The following is a 21,557-nucleotide window of genomic DNA, read 5'->3' on the forward strand; positions in this document are numbered from 1 at the left end:
GATAGCGCCCCGTACAAGTTTCACATACCAATGTAACGTGCATAGAGCGTGCGGGCTACATGCTCGTCCGCTGTTCCTTTGATGATCGCACGTGCATCAGGAAAAATGGTCAGGTCGTAGCCATCCACCTGAAAGCGGAGCAGGTAGCTGTTATAATTGACAGTGCCAAGCGGTTGAAGCCGCTGCGCGAGCTCTGCGAAGTTGAGCGTTACGCCTCCACGCTGCCCGGTATGGCCTCGTACCTGAACGGCGTTACGCCCACAGAGGGTTGTTGCGCTGCCACTGTTGAGTGTATCTAAGAACTCAAAGTGATGCTGACCGCAGGCCGGACAATCCGGCTGGCGTGGAAGTTCCAGCCGCTCAGATGTATTTTCCCACAGGTCAATACAGGTGAGGGCATGACTGACCTTCTCGCTTCCTAACAGGATTTTCAAGGCTTCGGTAGAGGCGATGCCGCAGATTGTTCCTACGATACCGTTTAATACCCCTGCTGTGTCACAGGTTGGCGTGGTTCCGGGAAGAGGCATTTCCGGAAAGACACAGCGAAGACAGGGGGTAGAACCCGGCAGAATGTTCATGGTCACGCCATAGGATGCAATCACTCCGCTGTAGATCCAGGGGCGTTGTAGCTTGATACAGACATCATTCAGGAGATAGCGCGTCTCAAAATTATCTGTGGCATCGAGAAGCAAATCAGATGTGCGTACAAGATCTTCAATACCATCAGCGTTGATATCCTCGACCAGGGCTTCAATCTGCACATCGCTATTCACGCGGCGCAATTTCTCTGTTGCGGCAATGGCCTTTGGCAGGCGCTTCTTTACGTCTTCTTCATCAAAGAGAATCTGTCGTTGCAGGTTGTTCAGTTCAACAAAGTCACGATCTGCGATAATCAGTTTGCCTATGCCTGCGCGACAGAGATTGTTCGCAAGCACGGTACCAAGCGCGCCACAGCCAATCAGGGTTACGGTCGCGGCGCGTAGACGCTCCTGCCCGGCTTGACCGATAGGCTGAAACAATATCTGTCGTGAATAGCGATCGAGCATACTTTTCCCCTTTTATTCTGCCTGGAGAGTTTCCCTTCATGCCTTTTGATATTCTAGCATATCTTCTGAAACAAGGCTACGGCGTTACCTTCTTTTCTGCTGACGCTGGATTGGCATATGTCTATCTCTCTATTATATTGACTGGCTAGTATGCAAATAGGAGATATGGAAAGCAGTGATACTCACTGCTTGTTTCGTTCATAGAAAGGATAGAGTACAGAATGTCGTCTAAAGTCGAAATGCCTTTTCGCACCGAAGATGCCCAGGAACAGTATTTTCAGGTCACCGATGCGGTGCCTGCACAGGTCTGGTACTGGGCGGCGGTAAGTTCTATTGTTGCTTCTGCCATGATGTTTCTGATGAATAAGAAGGATTGGGCCATTTTCGTAGGACAATGGCCTCCTGCCTTTCTGCTGTTTGCGATCTTCCATAAGATCTTGAGGCCCTCTTCTCGGTAGCCACTCAGAGCTGTCTTGTAGAGATCCAGTCTCTATGGGGCAGCTTTTTTGTTTTTGGGGCTGACTGCTTGGTTTTGGTGATCCAGGAAAAAACATGTGTGAGAAGAATCGATCTGGACAGGTATATACTAAGGAAAGAACGGGTTTTTTGTTGAAACGATGAGATAAGGTGTTTGTTGTTTCCTGTATTTTGGATGGAAGAAAGAATATACAGGAACTCGTCCTCTTCTCAAGAAACTATAGAAACTTGCAGCCAGGTGCGCTACTATAGAATAGGAATTGATTTCCAGATAAGAGATACAACGGTTCAGAGAATGGAAGAGCTTGAGCAATTTCGTAGTACGAAGAGAATCATGAGTTGGCAGTGAAACTGAACTGTGTTACAATGCAAAAGAGGGTGATGCACCTTCTAAAGCCCGTAACCAGTACAGTATATAGCTCTTTGAAAGAGGCAAACCCTATGGATAGCGGGAACGCCGTGAAAAAAGTATTGGTTATTGATGATAACCCGACCATCGTCGAACTGATAAAATACGCGGTCAGTCTTCATGGTAGCTATCAGGTGAGCGTTGCATATGACGGGGTGCAGGGGCTTGAGCGGGTCTATGCCGAACAACCTGATTGTGTCATTATTGATGTGAAAATGCCGCGTATGGGGGGCTATCAGTTAGTTCGTTGTCTGCGTGGCGATCCTCGTACCGCCGATACCCCGCTGATTATTCTCAGCGCGATGACACGAGAAGAGGATCAGATGGCAGGACTGCTGTCAGGTGCGGATGAGTACCTGACCAAGCCGTTTAAACCAACCGCGCTGAATGAAGCAATTGAACGTGTGTTGCGCTTGACCCCCGATGAACGCCAGAGCCGAACCGAGTATCTTGTGCGCACTCAGTCTGAGCGCGAATAATATCTGCTTGCTGGTGAAGAAGAGACACTTTTCTTTGCCACCGGAAAAACTGTAAAAGAATATGTGGGTCACAAGGCATTGCGTAGGTTAACTATTCTGTTTATAGATAGTGATAAAAATGCCCATGAAAAGTTACAGCAAGCTCTGGGAGAGGGGTTTGTTGTCCAGGGGGTAGTATCTATAGCAGAGGCCAAACGGGTCTTGAGTATAAAGGTGCCTGATGTCTTGATCAGTGAGGTATGGGTTGGTGAGGAAAGTGGCTTAGAGCTTTGCCGTTATGTGCGCGGCAAAGCTGCTTTTAAATGTCTTCCATTTATGTTTCTGACATCCCTTTCTACCCTTCAGGATAAAGTGGCTGGCTTTGAAGCCGGAACCGATGATTATGTCGTCAAGCCGTTTGATGCTCGACATTTACAGGCGCGAATCCGCTTGCTTGTTCGTATCAAACGGCTTGAGCAGCATGCCGGTGTCTAAGCCGGTATTGCAATACAGCGTGTTCAAGTGCTGGCTTAGTCTTTGGAGCGAGGATCAAAGGCGTCCCGTAGACCATCGCCCAGAAAGGAGAAGGCCAGCACGATAACTGCGAGCATACCAGTTGGAAGCAACGCTTCCCAGGGATGGATGGCGAGCAGCGTTTGTGCTGCCGAGATCATCAGGCCGATGCTGGACCCCGGATCCTGAACCCCCAGACCCAGGAGACTAATACCTGCCTCATTAATAATCGTGTTGGAAATGTTCAGGGTTGCCGCAATGATGACGATGCTGAACAGGTTCGGGACGATGTGCTTTGTGATGATCTTTAGATCGGTTGTTCCCGCCGCTTTTGCCGCCTCAATAAATTGTTGCTGTTTGAGCTGCATTGTTTGTCCTCGGACATAGCGGGCCATCAACGGCCATGAGGTAATAGAGAGGGCTAATACAACCAGGAGCAGGCGGGCATTGCCTCCACTGAGCAGTGGCGTGTTTGCGAACATGACATCGACCTGTGGCCCGAAAATGCCGGTCAGCAGGATCACGAAAAGCAGGCCGGGGAAGGCGAACATCAGGTCGGTAAACCGTGCCAGCAGGGTATCAACCCAACCCCCATAATAGCCCGCCAGGACGCCGATCACAACCCCGAGCAGAATGTCAATGATCTCCACCAGCACCGCGACCACAATAGAGACCAGAATACCTTGCATCAAACGGGCCAGCATATCGCGTCCAACCCGATCGGTTCCAAGCCAGTTCAGCCCGTTAGGACCCTCGTCAAGATGATCAAGATTCTGGAAACTGTGGCTATGGTACTGCGTCGGTCCGATCTTTTGCGCGTCCGCTGTTTCGATCGTGCCCCCGATATGCTGATAGATTGGAGGACCAATCAGGGAGATCAGCACCAGAAACGCGATCACACACATACTGACCAGTGCCCGTCGATCACGCATCAGGCGCCTGAGGGATTGTTGAAATGGTGTCGGCGACTTCTGAACTTTTCCTTCAATCACCGCTTGGACCTGGTTCTCAGTCACTTCAGGAGGCCGGGCTTCTGGCTGTTCTATAGATGGGTTTTGATCTCGTGTTTCCATGATACGCACCTCTTATTCAGCTTTGATGCGGGGATCGACCAGCGAATACAGAATATCCGAGATCAGGTTCCCCAGGACGATGCACAGCGCGAGAAGTGCCGTCGTTGCCTGAAGGACAGGGTAATCCAGGGAGTCAATCGAGATGAGCGTCAGGTTCGCGATTCCGGGCAGATTGAAAATACGCTCGGTGAAGAATCCTCCGGTTACCAGAAAACCAATCGAGACACCGAAGACCGTTACCAGAGGGATCAGAGCGTTGCGGAAGGCGTGACGATAGACTACGCTCTGTTCGCGGAGCCCTTTCGCTCGGGCCGTGCGGACATAGTCCTGTTTGAGCACTTCAAGCATACTCGTTCGGGCCAGACGAGCATAGTAGGCGATTCCGGCTGTTGCATATACCAGGATAGGAAGTATCTTGTATTGGATATCGGTCCAGGTATATCGCCAGGGATATCCCCATTGAGTGACAGGCCAGGAGACACCTGTCTGTTTGCTGACCCAGATGACAAGCAGTTGAAGCAGAACGCCGGTAATAAACACCGGGAAGGCGTAGAGAACCAGGGCTATACTCATATTGAGCGTGTCAACCCAGGTGTTGGCTTTTAGCGCCGAGATGATCCCTAGCGGGATACCGATAAAGATTTGCAGCAGCAAGCCCCAGAAGGCCAACTCCAGAGAGACGGGAAGCCCATCTTTCAGAATATCCCAGACCGGCCGTCCTTGCAGACGGAAGGACATGCCGAGGTTGAAACGTGCCAGATTGACCAGATAGTTTCCATATTGTTGATACCAGGGCAGGTCCAGGCCATACAGGTGCTTCATTTGCGCGACAGTCTCTGGGGTTGCGCGTTCACCGAGCATGGCGGTTATAGGATCGCCCGGGGCAAAGTATCCCATAATAAAGGTGATAAAGGTGACTCCAAAGATTACAAAGAGTAATCCCAGAATCCTCTTGATCAGAAACTGAATCATGCTGCGCTCCTTGCTCTTGTTGTGTGAGAAGTGATAAGCGCCTCAATCAAGCTCTCTCAGCGTGCTCGTCTTGTCGCGGTTGTGTTATTTGATAGGGCAACCGTCCGCAGTAAGGACTACTGCGGACGGAGACTGGAAGGCTCTCCTTGAGAGCGTAGTGTTCAATTTGTGCTGAAGACGTGCAGGACATGCCTTTATTGCGTGATGTAGATGTCACTCCAGTCTTCGGGCGGGATCAACTGCTGACTGTTCAGTTCAAGACCGTGGACATTTGGTTTGACCAGGTATTGAACCTTCTCCTGCCAGAGTGAGAGCCAGCCAACATGCTCGACGACCTTCTGTTCGATCTGGTTGTACAGAGCCATACGCTTGGTCTTATCTGGCTCTTTGTCAGCCTGGACAAGCATATCCTGAACGTCCTTCATCTCCTTCAGCTCTTTGATGTTCCCCAGTCCATAGTTGAACTGGTTATAGTCCTGCCCTTTGCCGAAGAAGAGGGTCAGCCAGTCCTGTGGGTCAGGATAGTCAGCGTTCCAGCCGGCCTGCCACATTTGCAGGTTGCCGTTACCTTTTGTGCCAGTTGTAAGGTCGAGCAGTTTCGGGCGCGTAACAACAGAGACCTGTACATTGACACCAAGCACATTCTTCCAGCGCTGCACAATGATGTTAATGGCGTCTCTGAAGTTCTGGTTTCGTGGGTAGTAGGTCAGCGTGATGGGGGGCAGATTCGAGACACCGTTATAACCGGCCTCTTTCATTCCTTCCTCAAGCAGTTGTTTCGCCTTTTCGGGATCGCCTTTGGTGGAGGCGCCTTGTGGTCCTGTCAGCTTCTCGTTGTAACCGACCATACCATTAGGGACGATGTGGTTTGTGGGCGTGAACGAGTTCTTCATTGCGCTCTTCACTACCTGATCTTTGTCGATTGCCAGCGCGAAGGCCTGTCTGATCTTGAGGTTATCAAACGGCTTGACCAGATAGTTCATGGCGATATAACGTACGGTCAGGATTGGCGTATCCTTGAAGCCCGGGGAGGTGCGTTCCTGCTCAAGACTTGCGGTGGGAACCGGTGAGAACTCAAGCTGGTTGGCCTGATACGCACGATACATAGCCTCTTGATCCTTATAGAAGAGGACCTGAAGCTTCTTCAACTGCGGCTTTTTGCCGTAGTAATTCTCGTTGACGACCAGATCGATGCCCTGGTTGTGTGTGTACTTCTCAACCTTGAACGGGCCCGCGCCGCCGCCTTCTTCCGCATGATCCGTCCACTTGTCGCCATACTTCTCAATCAGCTTTTTGTTGACGACATAAGAGGTCGGATAGGTCAGGGACTGCAAGAAATAGGCTGCGGGGTATTCAATCTGGATAACGACTGTCTGTGGATCTTTCGCGATCAAGCTTTTGCCGATCAGGGTATCTGTTTTGCCCCCGTGGAGATCGGCGAACCCCTTGACGAGCTGTAGATAACCAGCAACATCAGATGCTGTCTTCTTGTCAATCGCACGATTGATACTGTAGACTACATCCTCGGCGGTGAGTGGATCACCGTTGCTGAATTTCAGACCGTCTCTGAGCTTGAAGGTGTAGGTCGTGCCATCATCAGAGACCTGGATATCCTTCGCAAGCTGCGGCACTACTTCCAGTTTCTTGTTCAGCGTTACCAATCCGGTATACACTGCCTGAATCGGGAAGTTTGAGTCAGTATCTGAAACATAGGCAGGGTCAAAGGTATGGATATCGGGGTCACCTACAACCGAGTAGCGCAAGATCTGCTTGTCGTCTCCGGCTTTTGACCCATTTCCCGGAGTCGTTCCACCCTCTCCCCCACAGGCGGACACGAGTATTGCTACCAGGCAGAGGAGCGATGACAGAAACAGAGTTAGTTTCTTGCCAGCTTTCATACCACTTCTTCTCCTTCATAATGAAGACATACGAACAGGCGAAGAGTAATGAAGATAGGAAATCGGCACCAGGCACCTTTCTAACGGGTACATACATTATCAGGTGTGGCTGGCTTCGCCTTTACCTCAGCAAAAATATCTCCCCAGAATGTAGAAAGAGATACTGTAAGGAACACTATCTTATTACGTTCTGTTAGCCCGAAATCTCTCATCACTGGTGATGAAAAAAGAAAGCTGCTTGAAGGATAGAGAAGATATTTCAAAGGGATGACAGAAAAGGCACAGAATAGTAGGTGGAAGCAGAAGGGATAAGTAAACGACCTGTAGAGAGTTGTGAGCGGGAAAGCAAGTAGGCAGAAAAACAAAAAGAAAAACGGCCATGCCCGAGGAGGAACATAGCCGTTTTGCGTTTTTGCTTGCTAGCCAGGGAAGTGACAGGCTGCGTAGTGGTTTGGTTGCTTCTCTTCGAGAGGCGGAATTTGTTCGCGACAGATTGCCTGAGCCTTCCAGCAGCGAGGATGGAAGTTACAGCCGCTGGGCGGGTTTACCGGGCTTGGAACGTCACCTTCAAGAATGATACGCTTGCGACGGCTCTCAATCTCTGGATTCGGCACGGGAACTGCCGAGAGAAGGGCCTGCGTGTATGGATGCAGTGGTGCCTCATACAGCGCTTCACTCTTTGCCAGCTCAACAACGCGTCCCAGGTACATAACCGCAACGCGGTCGCTGATGTGTTTCACCACAGAGAGGTTGTGGGCGACGAACAGATAGGTCAGGCCGAACTGTGCCTGTAGATCTTGCAGCAGGTTGAGCACCTGGGCCTGAATCGAGACGTCGAGTGCGGAAACTGGCTCGTCTGCCACCACAAAGGATGGGCGCAGTGCCAGAGCACGAGCGATACCGATACGCTGGCGTTGACCACCACTGAACTCGTGGGCATAGCGGTTTACGTAGAGCGGGTTAATACCTACAGTTTCCAGCAGGTGCGCGACCTCTTCGCGGATTGCCCGGCTATTGCCTCGTCTGAAGTTCTCCAACGGCTCGGAGACGATCTGACCGATGGTGTAGCGCGGGTCGAGAGAGCCAAAGGGGTCCTGGAAGATAAGCTGCATTTCGGAGCGTTTCTGCCGGATCTGGCTGGGGGGCAGCTTGGTCAGCTCAACGCCATCAAGCTTGACGCTCCCGGCGCTCGGCTTGATAAGCTGTAGGATGGCGCGACCGGTGGTGCTTTTACCACAGCCACTTTCGCCCACCAGACCAAGGGTCTCGCCACGACGGATAAAGAGATCAACCCCGTCGACTGCCTTCACCGAAGCGACAGTACGATTCAGGAGACCGCCTTTAATCGGGAAGTGGACCTTGAGCCCCTTGACCTCGACCAGGGTGGTTCCTGCTTTTTGTTTCTGTGTTTCAACTTGTTGTACCATTACTCACACTTCCTCTTAGTCTGGATAGAAACATGCTGCGACTTGCTCGCCACGGCCAACCGGTTGCAATTTGGGCTCTTCCTGACGACAGCGCGGCTGGACTTTGGGGCAGCGGTCCGCATAGCGGCAGCCAACAGGAGGATTCACAAGATCGGGTGGCTGACCTTTGATCGGGGTCAGACGCTCACCACGGGTGCCGTCAAGGCGTGGCACGGAATTAAGCAGACCAATGGTGTAAGGGTGAGCAGGTGTGTCAAAGATTTGCTTGACGGGTGCCGATTCAACGATTTTACCGGCATACATCACGTTCACGTGCTGGCAGGTTCCAGCAACAACGCCGAGATCGTGGGTGATCAGCATCACAGCGGTGCCGAACTCGTGCGAGAGGCCTTTCATCAACTCCAACACCTGCGCCTGAATGGTCACGTCAAGCGCGGTGGTTGGCTCGTCAGCGATCAGCAACTGTGGGTTACAGGCAAGCGCGATAGCGATCATCACGCGCTGGCGCATACCGCCACTGAACTCATGAGGATAGTTTTTCGCGCGGCGCTTGGCATCGGGGATGCGTACAAGGTCGAGCATTTCAATGGCACGCTTCCAGGCCTGGTCGTTGGTGACATCTTTGCGGTGGCGCTTCACGGTCTCCGCGATCTGATAGCCAACGGTGAAGACGGGATTCAGCGATGTCATCGGGTCCTGGAAGATCATCGAAATCTTACTACCACGCAGGTCCGTCAGCTCATCCTTGCTTTTATCCAGGATGTTTTCACCGTTAAAGAGGATCTCCCCGCTGACAATTTTACCGGGAGGGGTTGCAACCAGACGCATGATTGAGAGCGCTGTGACACTTTTGCCGCAGCCACTCTCACCCACAACGCCCAACGTCTGGCTTGGTTTCATGGAGAAGGTGACATCGTCGACCGACTTGACGACGCCTCCTCGTGTGAAAAAGTATGTTTTTAAATTATTTACTTCAAGCAGATTGCCTGTCATTCTTGATATCTCCGCTAACTAGTCTTTTGAGCGTGGGTCAAATGCGTCGCGTAAGCCGTCTCCCAGGAAGGAGAACGCCAGCACGATAATAGTAAGGACAATGGAGGGAAGTAGAACCTCCCAGGGATGGGTATCGACCAGATTCTGTGCGTCAGAGATCATCAGACCGATGCTGGAACCAGGAGGCTGCACACCAAGACCCAGGAAGCTCAGGCCTGCTTCACCAATGATGATACCGCCGAGGTCAAGCGAGACCTGCACGATAATGATTGCGATCAGGTTGGGAATGATGTGGCGTTTGATGATCTGGAAGTTGGTTGTACCGGTGGAGCGGGCCGCTTCAACAAACTGCTGTTCACGGAGCTGGAGGGCCTGACCTCGAACCAGACGGGCAATGAACGGCCACTGGACAAGTGCAAGCGCGATAGAGACAAGGACCAGACGTGCGTTACCATTTTGACCGATGAGCGGTATACTGCTGAAGGTTGTGTCAGCGGACGAACCAAAGATACCGGTCAGCAGGATGGCGAACAACAGGCCAGGGAATGCGAACATAATGTCGGTAAACCTGGCTAATATCTGGTCTATCCAGCCTCCAAAGTATCCCGCCATAACACCGAAGAAAATACCCAGGAAAACGGTGACAATTTCTACGACGATTGCCACAACGAGCGAGATAAGCATACCCTGCATCAGGCGCGAGAACAGGTCGCGACCAATACTATCTGTACCAAGCCAGTAGTATGCGGATGGTCCCTGGTCCTGGTTATCGAGCTCCTGGTGAAATGGATCACGGTATACCTGTGAGGTGACATGGTCTCCCATGCTGGTCACCATTTCAGGGCCGATGTTGCGGTAAATCGGTGGTCCAACTATTGGCAAGATAATGAAGAAGAGCAGGAAGCCAATACTGACCATTGCGCGGACATCTCGACGCAGGCGGCGCAATGATTCCTGAAATGGGGTTCCCGATTTCTTTGGCTGCTTGCCATCTGCGGGTATAGCGCTACCCTCTGCGGGCTGTGCAACCCCCGCGCCCTCCACTGGCATGGTAGCCGAATCAGATGCGGCAAGGCCCGGGGAGGCGTGCTCGCTGTTTTTGTCTTTTGTATCCATTCGTCTGTCTCCTACTCGGCGTTAATTCGTGGATCGACAAAGGAAGTGTCGAAGATATCCGAGAACACATAGCTCGGTGTACATGCTGGACAATCGCGGCCAGTCGATGTACGGTCGATAGCGCAAGGCACTGCAATGATGCCGGGATTGCGAGATGTCTGGATACCAACGCTGCCGATCCCTGGTAGGGTGCGATGCTGCCGGAATAATGCCGTGCAGATCATCATAAGTATACCAAGGGCCAGACCAGAGCAGGTCTGTCTGAATATGAAGGCTTTGCGTTGTGTGTGCTTGTCGGGTCGATAAAGCTTACGCAAACCTGTGATATGTAGATCACTATCGGTCGGTTGCGTCCGGTCCAGCTTGTCGCTGACTGGCTGGATGGTGCGCTGCGGTATACCAATAGCGAAGGAGCTCGCTGCGAACGCGATAGGGATCGGAGTAAGCCGGATATCTTCCCTTGTAAACCGCCAGGGTGTTTCCCTGGGAGCAACCGGATGGGGGGTGCCTGTGGCTCCTGTTGTAAGCCTGACGTGAACGTACTCGGCCAGAACGACGGCGACACTTGCAGAACAGGTGTTGTCCTGCAATCGAGTTCCCGGGCGCGTTTTGTCGATCCAGTATATGGCCTTGAGGGCAAGCAAAATACCTGGAGATACCTCGTTCATGATCGTTATTCCTCTCCATCTGTCCCTTGCGGACAGATGTGGGTTCTCCACTCCATTCAACTGCGGCTTCTGGATGGCGTCAGCATGTTCCCTGTTCCAGAAATGCGCATGCCCGAGGTGTGAATACCTGCTGGTATGCTGAAGTTGATAGGAGAGGCGTTGTCCCTGGTGTTGGCTTTGGTTTTGCGTGATTTCAAACCTACGTCCGAGCACAGCCCCGAGCACAACCCTGATGTCATCTTTGGTGGCACGATCCCCTACGCGAACGTTGAGAAGTGTAACCGCCAGAAGTGTCTCGTTGAAGCGAATCAGGTGTTTGACGAGGAACCCGATCATGCAATGTACCCCTTAAACTCCCTCTGAAGGTTTTTAATACGAAAAAGACCCAAGGGGTCAGATAGAAATTCGCTCGATTGTTCGTAGCTCATCGTGAGCTCGCTGGATAACGGCACCCATCCATAGACAATCACCGATTAACGCTTGCTATCCATTCAAGATAGTTTCCGTTTATTGTAAGTGAGGCAAGCGCAACTGTCAAGGTAACGTATTGTTTCTTTCTGGCTTCTTGTTTTCTTATCTTTCCCTCTTTTTCGCCATTCTATCAGGCTCTTTTCGGGTGCCTCGCTTCCTGTTTCTGGTACCTCCTTTCGCGAATCCGGCCTTTGTTTCTCCTTTTCTCTTTCTCTATGCCGGTAGCACATGAGCTGAAATGCAAATGGGCTATTGCTTTTTCCTGTTTCCCTGGTCGGTATATATTTATACGTCGGTCTGTCTGGTGAATCTCTCACAGGTCTTCTTTTCTGGAGTCACTCTTTTATTTATAAGTACATTTATTATAATAAAAGTGACAAATAGTGAATCTCTATGTGTGAATACTATGAGGTTGGTTGCTCTCTTTCATGCTACCCTATTGTAGCATTTTTACTACAACCTGTATCTCACTTGTTTTGACGAAGACGCTCCCACGCTTTTTATTGATCGGCTTTTTTCTCCCAAAATGGAGGGAAGAGGAGCAAAAAAAGATCTGAGTTAGCCCAAAAAGGCTAACCCAGATCCGTGGAGAAGGATATGTTTGTCTAGCGATATTTTGCTGCATCGACACAGGGCGATTCGTTGGAGATGTAGATTCTGCTCCAGTGATCCGGGGCTGGTAGGCCCTGAGCCGTCGGGGAGTAGCCTTTTACGCAGGGTTTGACGACGGTCGGATCTGTTGTCTGATACATGGGAATCCAGGCAACGTCATTGACCAGACGTTGTTCTGCCTGCTGATAGAGTTTCAGGCGCTCCTGCTGATTGGTGTCTTCGTCGGCTTTCTCCATGAGCTTGACGGTCTCAAGCTGGTCTTGATAGTTTGGCATCTTGTCATTCTGGGCGTAATTATAGGAGTTGTAGGTTGAGTCCTTATGGAAGAGCAACGAGATCCAGTTCTGCGGATCTGGATAATCAGAGCCCCAGCCGTAGAACCACATCTGTAGCCCTTTGGGGTTCTTGTAAGTCTGGTCTACCAGATCGCCTAGCTTAACGCGCTCAACGGTTTCCAGTTTGACATCAATACCAAGCACGCTTTTCCAGGCTTCCTGAGAGGCAATGATCATATCATGTGCATCTTTAGGCACATTGGAGGCGTAGGTCAGCGTGATTTGAGGGAAGGTGGCGCGAGTATAGCCACTCTCCTTCATGCCTTCCTCAAGCAGCGTTTTGGCTTTTGCCGGATCTCCGCTCGTGCTCTGCACGCCGGTTGGGCCGGTCAGGTCTGGATTGTGTCCAGGGATCTTGGTTGGCACAATATAGTTAGCTGGGAGCACGGTATCTTTCCAGATTGCCGAGGCGTATTTCTTTTTGTCGAGCGCCAGAGCGAACGCTTGCCTGATTTTGAGGTTGTCAAATGGCTTGCTCAGATAGTTCATGGTGTAGTACCAGACGGTCGACTGAGGCACCGCCCGGAACTGGCCATTTGGAAGCTGCTTTGCCTGACTGACTTTGATCGATGGCACCCGCGCCCAACTGACCTGATTGGTCTCATATGCTCTATAAATGGTGTCGATGTTCTGATAGAAAGGAAATATTACCTTTTTCACTTTGGGCTTTTCACCGTAGAAGTGGGGGTTAGGCACGAACTCAATGTATTGGCCCTTGATATATTTGGTCACGATGAATGGGCCTGCCCCGGCTCCCTCGTCCAGATGGTCCATCCAGTGATCTCCATATTTTTCGATCACCTTCTTGTTGACGACAAAGGAAGAGACGTAGGAAAGCGTATAGAGGAAGTAGGCTGCCTTTTTCCCGAGGACAATCTTCAGGGTATCTGGTTTCTCCGGGATAAGGCTGTAGTTGAGCAGGGTGTTGCGCTTCCCGCTGTTGCGCTCCTTCGCTCCTTTAATCAGATCCAAATAAATAGGAGCGGTAACGGATTTTGTGGCGGGGGCCAGCGCTCGATCAATACTGTAGGCGACATCCTCTGCTGTGAGTGGATCGCCGTTGTTGAATTTCAGGTTGGGTTTCAGCTTGAATGTCCAGGTGACCCCGTCGGGATCGACGTTGTACGACTCAGCAAGCTGTTTGCTTAGCTTCTGCTCTTCGTCAATCTGCACCAGTCCAGTAAAAACCATAGCTACTGCTGAAGTCGCTGCTGCATCTTCTGCAACCGCAGGATCGAACGTCGAGATGTCCTTATTATTGATGGGGTAGACGAAGATCTGTTTGTCATCAGGGGCTTTTTCATTGCCGGTGGATTGGTTGGTATTTGTGCCTCCGCAGGCAGCCAGCAAGAGCACACAAACGCTCAATAGCAGGGGTAGCGTATAACGAACCGAATAGTGCTTCTCTCGCATGCGATACTCTCCCTTTTCTGTTTCGCTTCCGTCCGAAGCAGATCTAGCTGATAGCTCGCTCTCAATGCTCTTCCATGAGTCCGGGGATGTGAGAGAGATGTTCAATATGTTTATATATATACGTTTCCTCTTTATAGAATCTCTCAGTATTCAGGTACATAGCAAAAATAGAAGGTTAATCTAAAGTATAAACGTATTGATATATAAGTAAAAGAAGCAATAGTATCAGGATAAAGAAGAAAAAGGGAGAAAGGACTGAAAGGCCTCTCTCCCTGTGCTGTCTAGGCGGGCTCGACGCGATAGATGTTGGACCAGCTATCAGGGGGAATGATCCCGGAGGGCGTATCGGGCATGCCAACGATATAAGGTGTGCGCAGGAACGTTGAGGTGAATTGTTCCATTGGAATCCAGGCAACGTCGTTTACCAGTTGTTGTTCGGCCTGCTTATATGTCTGCATGCGGGACTCCGGGTTGCTCTCTTTGTCCGCCTGAGCCAGCTTCTGTTGTAGCTCTTTCTGTTGCGGAGTAACGCCGTAATTCATGTTATTGTTGAACGCTTTTGTTCCGAACTGGTAGGTAAGCCAGTTCTGTGGGGAGGCATATTCTCCCACCCATGAAAGGCCCCAGATCTGGAGTCCCTGGCTATTGTGAGTCGTGGCTGTAATTCTATCCAGCAGCGTGTTATAGTCGAGTCCCTCAGCCTTCACGGTAACATTAAGCACGCTTTGCCATTGCTTGACTATCTCCTGCGCTTCCTGCTCTAGCTGCTTGTTCCCGGTGGCATATGAGAGGGTTACCGGCTCCAGCCTGGAAAGCTGTTCTTCCTTCAAGCCCTGCTGCAAGAGCTCTTTGGCTTTTTGGGCGTTGCCGCTGAGATTCTGGGTGCCATCCGGGCCAAGCAGGTCTGGATTATAGCCGGGCATCCCTTCAGGGATAATATGGTTTGTTGGGATCACGCTGCCCTGCCAGATCTGATCGGCAATGGCCTTTTTATCAAGCGCCAGAGCGAAGGCCTGCCGAATCCTGATGTTTTGAAAGGGCTTGGCCAGATAGTTCATCGTATAATAGTTCGTCCACAGTTGCTTGACCTGATGGAAGTCTTCCCGTCCCTTATCCTGTGTGTAGCGCGAAAAGGGAAGAGGTGCTATATCAACGGACTTTTTGAGGTACGCGTTATAGGCTTCTTCTGGACTGTGATAGATGGAAAAGACGACTTTTTGCAGTTGTGGTTTTGTATTGTAATAGTGCTGGTTAGGCACAAAGGTGATAGATTGACCGCGAACATATTTTGAGACGACGAAGGGTCCTGCGCCCGCTCCCTCTGCCAGATGGTCGACAAATTTTGCGCCATACTTGTCAATCAACTCTTTGTTGACAACGGAGGCGCTGGGGAGTGTCAGGCGATCCAGGAAATAAGCTGCGGGCTCTTTTGCGATGAGTACAATGGTTCCATCGTCAGGTGTCTTAATACTATCATCGAGAAGCGTATCAATCGTTCCGGCAAGAAGTTTGTCTGAGTCTTTTAAAAGATCAAGGTAGAGTGGCGCAACAGTTGATTGGGTTTCAGGTTTTAAAGCGCGTTCAAGACTATAGGCGACATCTTTGGAGGTTAGAGGCTTCCCATTGCTAAAAGTGAGATTTTTTTTCAATTGAAAGGTCCAGGTGACGCCATCGCTTTCCTGCTTCCAGGATTGCGCGAGTTGCGGCACGATTTCCATTTTATCATTATATTGAACTAAACCGGTGTAGAGCATTTGTACGGCCCGTATAGAGGCATCATCATGGGCCAGTGCGGGATCAAGGGTATCAAAATCTGTAATCCCGGTTTGTGGAAGTGTCAGCACCTGCTTATCGGCGGGCGCTTTGACCAGTCTCTCCCAGGGACTGCACGCGCTTAGCATAAGCAAAGGACCGATCAGGCAAAAAAGCGCTACAAGAGGGCCTGTATGATAGGTTTTCCTCTTTCCATGCATCAGGGCAATCTCCTTTACAGCCAGAGGGTCTCTTCAGGAGAGCGAGAAAACGCCCTCCCGGTCAACCATTATAAAACAAAAGGAGAGACACAACTAGCATTTTGTGCCTCTCCATCTTGTCTTTGCCAGACGGGTATCACAGGTGTGCAGATGTGCCTTTACAGGCCCGCGAGGCTGGAATCGCGAGGACCAAATGCGGCGGCACGTAGCGCAGCCTGAATGAAGCTGTCGCGGTCAGTTTCCTGAAGCTGTCGCGGCCAGCCAACGAACTCTTCTGCGGCGGCCTGAACGATTTGCAGAGTATGGCCCTGATCGGCATTTGCATCGGTGTAGCCTGCGGCGATACCAACTGCGGCGAAGAGAGCGCGAGGATCATGCCCGATCTTAAGATAGCGGCGGGCGGTAGTCAGCGCTCCGCTGTAATCTCCCTCGACGAGCTGCTTTTGCAGAGTTTCAAGCTGTGAGCCCGCGATGAAGCCGCCACCGACGATTTTCGCGGCTGCCTCTTTGGGTGCTGCGGGTTGTGCCTGCGGTGCCAGCTCTTTGTGCAGTGCATTGATGTAGGCCGCGGAGAGATAGACCAGCTTCATCGCCTCAACGTCCTGGACGCGGGTAAAGATCTGGCGGACGGCAGCGGCAAGGAGCAGACCGTGCGCGGCTCGGATGAAGAGAGCGCGGTCCTCGTCGCCAATTGTGTTCAGCAGATCCGCGGCGGCCAGTGCGATCACCGAAGCGGTTGCACGGGGACTGGCGCCACCCTTTATGATCGCCTCATTGACGGCGCGGCACACTTGAATAGTATCGACGTCGCTGCGGAGCGTCTGGCGAAGGGCAAGGGCGCTCTCCTCTTTGGGGGGTGCGAGCCGAGTGCGGACGGCTGCCAGGCTATTTTCTGGTTTATTGGCGAAATCACGAACCTGCTTTGCCCACTCTGGCTCGTCGTTCTGGGGCTTGAGTGGCAAATGCGGAGCAAGCCAGTGGAGTACGTTTGGCGCACGGTCTCCCCACTCAACTGCATCGAGAAGCTGGAAGCCACGTAGAGCAAACTGCTGTTGATGGCCGTTGTTCTGGAAGGTGTCGGCGATACCCTCATAGGCACGTACCTCCATCGTGCGATAGTCAGCACCGGAGCCATAGAGGCCGAAAAGCAAGCGCTCGGCAAGCTGAGTATCGTCACTGTGGACGGCTTTGTGCATCATTGTATTGACCGTTTCACCCTCGGGCAGCTCACTCGGGAAGAACGGCTCGGGATACTGCGGCTGGACATCGTTACCCGCACGGACAGCCGCTGCCGCTTGACGGACTGCCTGAACGAAGAGAGGCAGTACCCGTTCGCGTGCCGGAACATTTGAATCCACCGGTGCGGGCATAAAGCGGGCCCAACGGCTCAGCATTGCGGCAGCGGCCAGGGTAATCGATGGATGGCCTTCGTGGTCGCCCCGGACGGCAATCATGCCAATACGACCGAGTAGAGTATCCGGGTTATCCGTATTTTGGAGCTGCTCCCGTGAAGCAGCAATAATCTCATCAGGATTGTTCGCAATAAGTGCATTGACAAGTCGTGAGAGGTCCACTCTCATTTCTACTTGTGCCATAAAATAAGCTCCTAAGAAATACGTGATAATTGAGGATCAGGCTTGTTCTTTTAGCTCACGAATAGAGCGTTCGATAGCGGGTATATCTGCATATTCCTCATCGAGTAGCTTATAGGCTCGTTTGAGATAGAGTTCGGCCAGTTTTGCCCCGCGTTCGTCGGGATCAATTGCGGCTGCAACCAGATCTGAACCGCGATATTTGTCTGCAAGCAGGTGTACTATGCGCTGCATTTTGCGCCTGGTATCCTGAAGCAAGGCGCTATCGTGTCCCTCGATCGCATATCTGGCAGTCCCTATGAGTTTACCAAGCTCGGCAAGCTTCTGACGATCAGGCATAGTCTGGAAGAACAGCTCTTCCGGGTCGATCTCATTGAGGGTCAGCGGTTCAGAGACAGGCTCTGCTTTTTCAGGCTGTACTCGGGCAATAAAGTCCATATACAGGCTGGTATATTCCTGGCTACCCGCTATTGCCATCTGCATTCGGGTCATGTCATCCCTGGAACTGATAGAGCCAATATCACACAGGTCATCGTCGCGATGTTCTGCCAGCGCCTTAATATACTCGAAATTATCGACTTCCTCCAGAATAGGAGGAATGGGCATTCCTTCCGCCGAAACCTCGGTGTCCTGAAGCTGCTCTGCTGGAAGCTGTGCAGCCAGAAAAGGCGGAATGAACTTCGCAATCGATGACATAGGGATAGGCGGTACGACACAATAGGTGCAATAGGTTGCACCGGCAAATCCCATGCTGCGAGCAACAAGGATCGCATGCCCCTTTGGTGTTTGCGGATTTCCGCGCAAAAACTGGATAGCCATAATGCTGTATTTCCTCCGCTGCAAGGCCAACGCCAATCTTGAACAAGATGCGTGCCTGGTATATCCCAATCCTGGTTTGTGTCTTTATTTCCTGGTTCGGTCTTTCTTTTTTTAGCCCTCAGCAGCCTCGGAGGCCACTGCAAGACTCATCCTCAAGAGGAGAGCGAGAGGTGTACTGGCTCATTCCTCTCTCTACAGGGGTGTGAGCGACCCCGAACTGCACGTTCCATGAAAGCGCGTGGTGTCGCTGCTGAAACCTCCTGTTGCATTCCCTTGAACAGGTGTATCCTGGAATAGTTTCTCAAGAATGCGCCTCTACATTCTCTCAGATCAACCCGGTGTTTACAATCCCCTGCACTCTCCTAACCCTGAAGCGCGGCCTTCATTGCTTCGATACGCCTGAGGAGTTCCTGATTCGCTTGTAGCTCTTCTTCGGTGAACTCTTCGCCGCTGGTCGGGATATCATCTTCGTAGAGTTGGATCCGCTGGATGATTTCCTGAGGGCCAGCGATGCGCGCGAAGTTTTGAAGCAGGGTTTTGGCCTGTTCATCCTGTCCGCGTCGAATATCTGTAATGGCGGTCTGGGCATAGAGATCAGCATACTGGCGAAGGAACAGTGTCCAGTGCTGAGGATTGCTGATGGTGTTCATGACGTTCTCTACCTGTGTGATAGATTTCGTCTGCTCGTCGCGCGCTCTGTCCAGATCACCACGCAAGAAGTAGATACCTGCGCGAGCGGTGCGCGTGTCTACCACACCGAGCGGGCGTCGGGCCTGATGATAGAGATGAAGCGCCTGCTCGAAATCTTGCAAGGCGGCGTCCAGCTCGTTCTGACCGCGTCGCACCAGGCCACGAGTCAGATAGGCGTCCGCGAGTCCGAGAGCCTCGGCTGTTTGCTTAAAGCGCGTGATCGCGGCTTCGCTATTCTCAAGGCCGTCATCCCAGTTCTTCTGGCCGATGTTCACCTGAGCAATACCCAACATAGTATAGCCATCACCGTCAACACTTTCCAGCAGTTGGAAGCGCCGACCAGCATCCATCAGTGTTTCAAGGGCTTTGTCCAGCTCATCCTGTGCAAGCAATGTTTGCCCGATGCCAAGCACAGCCTGGGCAGCCTGAAGAGGCTCATGGTATTGTTCGGCAAGCTGTTTGCCGGTGGTAAAATGCTGATAGGCCTGAGCAAAGTCACCAACTGTATGATAGAGCTGCCCATACAGCACCTCGATAGCAGGTTTGAGATGAGCAGAGAGTGCATTGTCTCCCACTGCCTCTAAGGCACCGCGTAAATGGTTCTCGGCACTGCGCAGATCACCGCTAAAAATCGAAAGTCGGGCCATACCGATCTCGATCAGAGACCTCAGGTGTGCATTTGCCGAAGTGGAAATGGTATCGCAGCGCTCGGTAGCGTCGGCATAGGCATTGCGGGCTGATGGCGTTCTTCCTGTATGCTGATAGACTGAGGCGACGCCGATCAAGGCTCGAACCTCGGCGCGAGTGTTGCCGAGCTGGTGCGCCTGATTTGCGCCGTCGGTGAAAGTTTGCAGCGCGCGGTCAGCGAAGCCTCGCCGGAGTTGAATCTCGCCAAGCGTCACGGTTGCATCCGCGAGCCCGAAGCGGTAAGCTACAGCCTTAAAGGTCCGCAGCGCTCGCTCAACCAGCGAGTTCGCATAGCCAAGCTGACCGCGACGCAGGTTGATTGCTCCAAGCAGGCTACTGGCCTCCGCTGCGCCCAGGCCGTTCTGCTGATCGGAGTAGACTTGCAGGGCGGATTGAGCGCCAATCAACGCCTGATCAATATTATTCTGATTCAGCATAATTTCCGCAAGGCCCAGATTGGCATCTGCTGTGCCGAGCTCGTATTCCAGAGAAGAGGCATTTTTCAGTGCTTCAGCATAGAGATCGGCGGCCTGGTCGAGTTCTTCGCGTTCCAGATGGATGCGGGCCAGCCCGAGCTGTGCGTCAATGGTGCCGAACAGATCTTTTGTCTGCTGATAGATTTCCAGAGCCTGTTGATAGGTGTGCAATGCTGCATCGTAGTTACCTTCAAGCCGCTGGATATCTGCAAGACTGCGATTGGCATCTGCTTCGTGGGTTGTGTCATTGGCTTCATGAAAATAGCGGATCGCGTCCTGATAGTGCTCGGTAGCGTAGGTGCGATTGCCGCGCTGAAACTCGATATGCCCCAGTGCGAGATAGGTATTGCCGAGTCCTTGAGCATTGTGATGGGTGCGATACATGTGCTGCGCGGACATGTATGCATCCTGGGCTTTATCCAGGTGGGCGAGTTGACGTTCGATATGTCCGATAGAGAGGGTACAGGCGGCCTCATTTAGCGGGCGGTTGGCCTGCTTATAGTGTTTGATCGCGCGCTGATAGCTATTGATAGCCTGTTCCAGGGCGTGGTTTTCACGCTGCGCTTCAGCAATCATCGAGCGGCTGTCACCGGCCCGTTTGAAGTCACCGACAAGGCGGTAACGGATTTCCGCGTCCCCAAAAGCCTCAATTGCTTTGTCTATTTTTCCTTCATTATAGGCTGTGAAGCCATCTTGCATACGCTTATCGGCCTGTTGCCGATCTTTCTTGAGCTTTTCCTGGTCTTCTATAGCCATAGAATCTATCCTCTAGACGGTGAGCGTCGGTATTTGTTTTGTAGCACGGAAGTACTGAATTCATTGTAGTGCGTCGATAGGAGAAAGTCAAAAAAGCTCCTGCTAATCAGGTATCTTCCGTAGCTTTCTTGTGGTAAAATACGGTGCAAAATCAGGAACAGTGCGTAGGCCCGTTCCCTCTTATTTTACCACTAGCTTTGTTATGAAGGAGCATGAGGCATGAATGAAGATATTCTTGCACGCGTAGAACTCTTCTCCACTCTCAGTCCCAAAGAGTTAAAGGATCTGGCGAAGAGCGGCCAGGAGCGTACATACCCTGCGGGCTCAGTCCTGTTTAAGCAGGGGGACGCAGGCTCGGGGTTATATATCATTAAAAGCGGGAAAGTGCGCATTGAGCAGGCAATTCACCCAGATCGGGCGGAAGAAACGTTAGGTACTGCTGGTCCTGGCGACGTGCTTGGCGAGATGGCTCTACTTGATGATTTGCCTCGCTCTGCTTCTGTGACTGCGGAAGAGGATGTGACCGCATTCCTGCTACCTGTCTGGGAGTTCCGCAACTTTCTGCGCTCGCATCCCGATATTGCCCTGAAGATGCTCGCGGTATTGAGCCGCCGTCTGCGGAAGGCCGAGTCTCGTAGCCACGACTAGAAGCCTGGTACGCTCCTCTTTATGGATGTTGTGTC

At 51.9% G+C, this 21,557-nt stretch carries 17 protein-coding genes; 4 read left to right on the forward strand and 13 right to left on the reverse strand.

Annotated features, from left to right (window positions below):
• Positions 1–20 precede the first annotated feature (20 nt).
• Positions 21–1,046 (reverse strand): ThiF family adenylyltransferase, encoded by a 1,026-nt coding sequence (locus KTH_RS28900; RefSeq protein WP_111320614.1) that lies wholly within the window; start codon positions 1,044–1,046, stop codon positions 21–23.
• Between the two features lie 221 nt (positions 1,047–1,267).
• On the opposite strand from KTH_RS28900, the gene KTH_RS28905 reads away from it, so the two are divergent.
• From KTH_RS28905 to KTH_RS28915, 3 genes are all read left to right on the forward strand, one after another.
• Positions 1,268–1,504 carry a hypothetical protein gene (locus tag KTH_RS28905; RefSeq protein WP_137686206.1) on the forward strand — a complete coding sequence of 79 codons (237 nt, stop codon included), beginning with the start codon at positions 1,268–1,270 and terminating at the stop codon, positions 1,502–1,504.
• A 460-nt stretch (positions 1,505–1,964) separates the two neighbouring features.
• A complete protein-coding gene (locus KTH_RS28910) occupies positions 1,965–2,411 on the forward strand; it encodes a response regulator transcription factor (protein ID WP_170142446.1) in 447 nt (148 codons plus the stop codon).
• A 63-nt stretch (positions 2,412–2,474) separates the two neighbouring features.
• Entirely contained in the window at positions 2,475–2,885 is a 411-nt protein-coding gene (locus KTH_RS28915) for a response regulator transcription factor (protein WP_246046361.1), read from the forward strand.
• 35 nt (positions 2,886–2,920) lie between these two features.
• Here the strand turns inward: KTH_RS28915 and KTH_RS28920 are convergent, their stop codons facing one another.
• From KTH_RS28920 to KTH_RS28975, 12 genes are all read right to left on the reverse strand, one after another.
• On the reverse strand, positions 2,921–3,976 hold the full coding sequence (locus KTH_RS28920; RefSeq protein WP_111320622.1) for an ABC transporter permease: 1,056 nt from the start codon (positions 3,974–3,976) through the stop codon (positions 2,921–2,923).
• A gap of 12 nt (positions 3,977–3,988) precedes the next feature.
• Positions 3,989–4,948 carry an ABC transporter permease gene (locus KTH_RS28925; RefSeq protein WP_111320624.1) on the reverse strand — a complete coding sequence of 320 codons (960 nt, stop codon included), beginning with the start codon at positions 4,946–4,948 and terminating at the stop codon, positions 3,989–3,991.
• Between the two features lie 194 nt (positions 4,949–5,142).
• The gene (locus tag KTH_RS28930) at positions 5,143–6,846 is read right to left on the reverse strand and encodes a peptide ABC transporter substrate-binding protein (protein ID WP_111320626.1); all 1,704 of its coding nucleotides are present in this window, start codon (positions 6,844–6,846) and stop codon (positions 5,143–5,145) included.
• 419 nt (positions 6,847–7,265) lie between these two features.
• Positions 7,266–8,273, reverse strand: coding sequence for an ABC transporter ATP-binding protein (locus KTH_RS28935; RefSeq protein WP_111320628.1), 1,008 nt, complete (start codon positions 8,271–8,273; stop codon positions 7,266–7,268).
• Positions 8,274–8,288: 15 nt separating this feature from the next.
• Complete coding sequence (locus KTH_RS28940; RefSeq protein ID WP_111320630.1) at positions 8,289–9,266, reverse strand: ABC transporter ATP-binding protein; 978 nt, start codon at positions 9,264–9,266, stop codon at positions 8,289–8,291.
• Positions 9,267–9,284: 18 nt separating this feature from the next.
• Positions 9,285–10,382, reverse strand: a complete 1,098-nt coding sequence (locus KTH_RS28945) for an ABC transporter permease (protein WP_111320632.1) — start codon at positions 10,380–10,382, stop codon at positions 9,285–9,287.
• Positions 10,383–10,393: 11 nt separating this feature from the next.
• The gene (locus tag KTH_RS28950; RefSeq protein ID WP_497622344.1) at positions 10,394–11,386 is read right to left on the reverse strand and encodes a hypothetical protein; all 993 of its coding nucleotides are present in this window, start codon (positions 11,384–11,386) and stop codon (positions 10,394–10,396) included.
• A gap of 740 nt (positions 11,387–12,126) precedes the next feature.
• Positions 12,127–13,881: a peptide ABC transporter substrate-binding protein gene (locus KTH_RS28955; RefSeq protein WP_497622346.1), complete on the reverse strand. Its 1,755-nt coding sequence runs from the start codon at positions 13,879–13,881 to the stop codon at positions 12,127–12,129.
• Between the two features lie 281 nt (positions 13,882–14,162).
• Positions 14,163–15,854 (reverse strand): peptide ABC transporter substrate-binding protein, encoded by a 1,692-nt coding sequence (locus KTH_RS28960; RefSeq protein WP_111320638.1) that lies wholly within the window; start codon positions 15,852–15,854, stop codon positions 14,163–14,165.
• A 158-nt stretch (positions 15,855–16,012) separates the two neighbouring features.
• The gene (locus KTH_RS28965; RefSeq protein WP_111320640.1) at positions 16,013–17,449 is read right to left on the reverse strand and encodes a hypothetical protein; all 1,437 of its coding nucleotides are present in this window, start codon (positions 17,447–17,449) and stop codon (positions 16,013–16,015) included.
• Positions 17,450–17,485: 36 nt separating this feature from the next.
• Positions 17,486–18,265, reverse strand: a complete 780-nt coding sequence (locus tag KTH_RS28970) for a hypothetical protein (protein WP_111320642.1) — start codon at positions 18,263–18,265, stop codon at positions 17,486–17,488.
• A gap of 362 nt (positions 18,266–18,627) precedes the next feature.
• Complete coding sequence (locus tag KTH_RS28975; protein ID WP_111320644.1) at positions 18,628–20,874, reverse strand: tetratricopeptide repeat protein; 2,247 nt, start codon at positions 20,872–20,874, stop codon at positions 18,628–18,630.
• A gap of 219 nt (positions 20,875–21,093) precedes the next feature.
• On the opposite strand from KTH_RS28975, the gene KTH_RS28980 reads away from it, so the two are divergent.
• Entirely contained in the window at positions 21,094–21,522 is a 429-nt protein-coding gene (locus KTH_RS28980; RefSeq protein WP_111320646.1) for a Crp/Fnr family transcriptional regulator, read from the forward strand.
• Positions 21,523–21,557 lie beyond the last annotated feature (35 nt).

The organism is Thermosporothrix sp. COM3 (assembly GCF_059696735.1).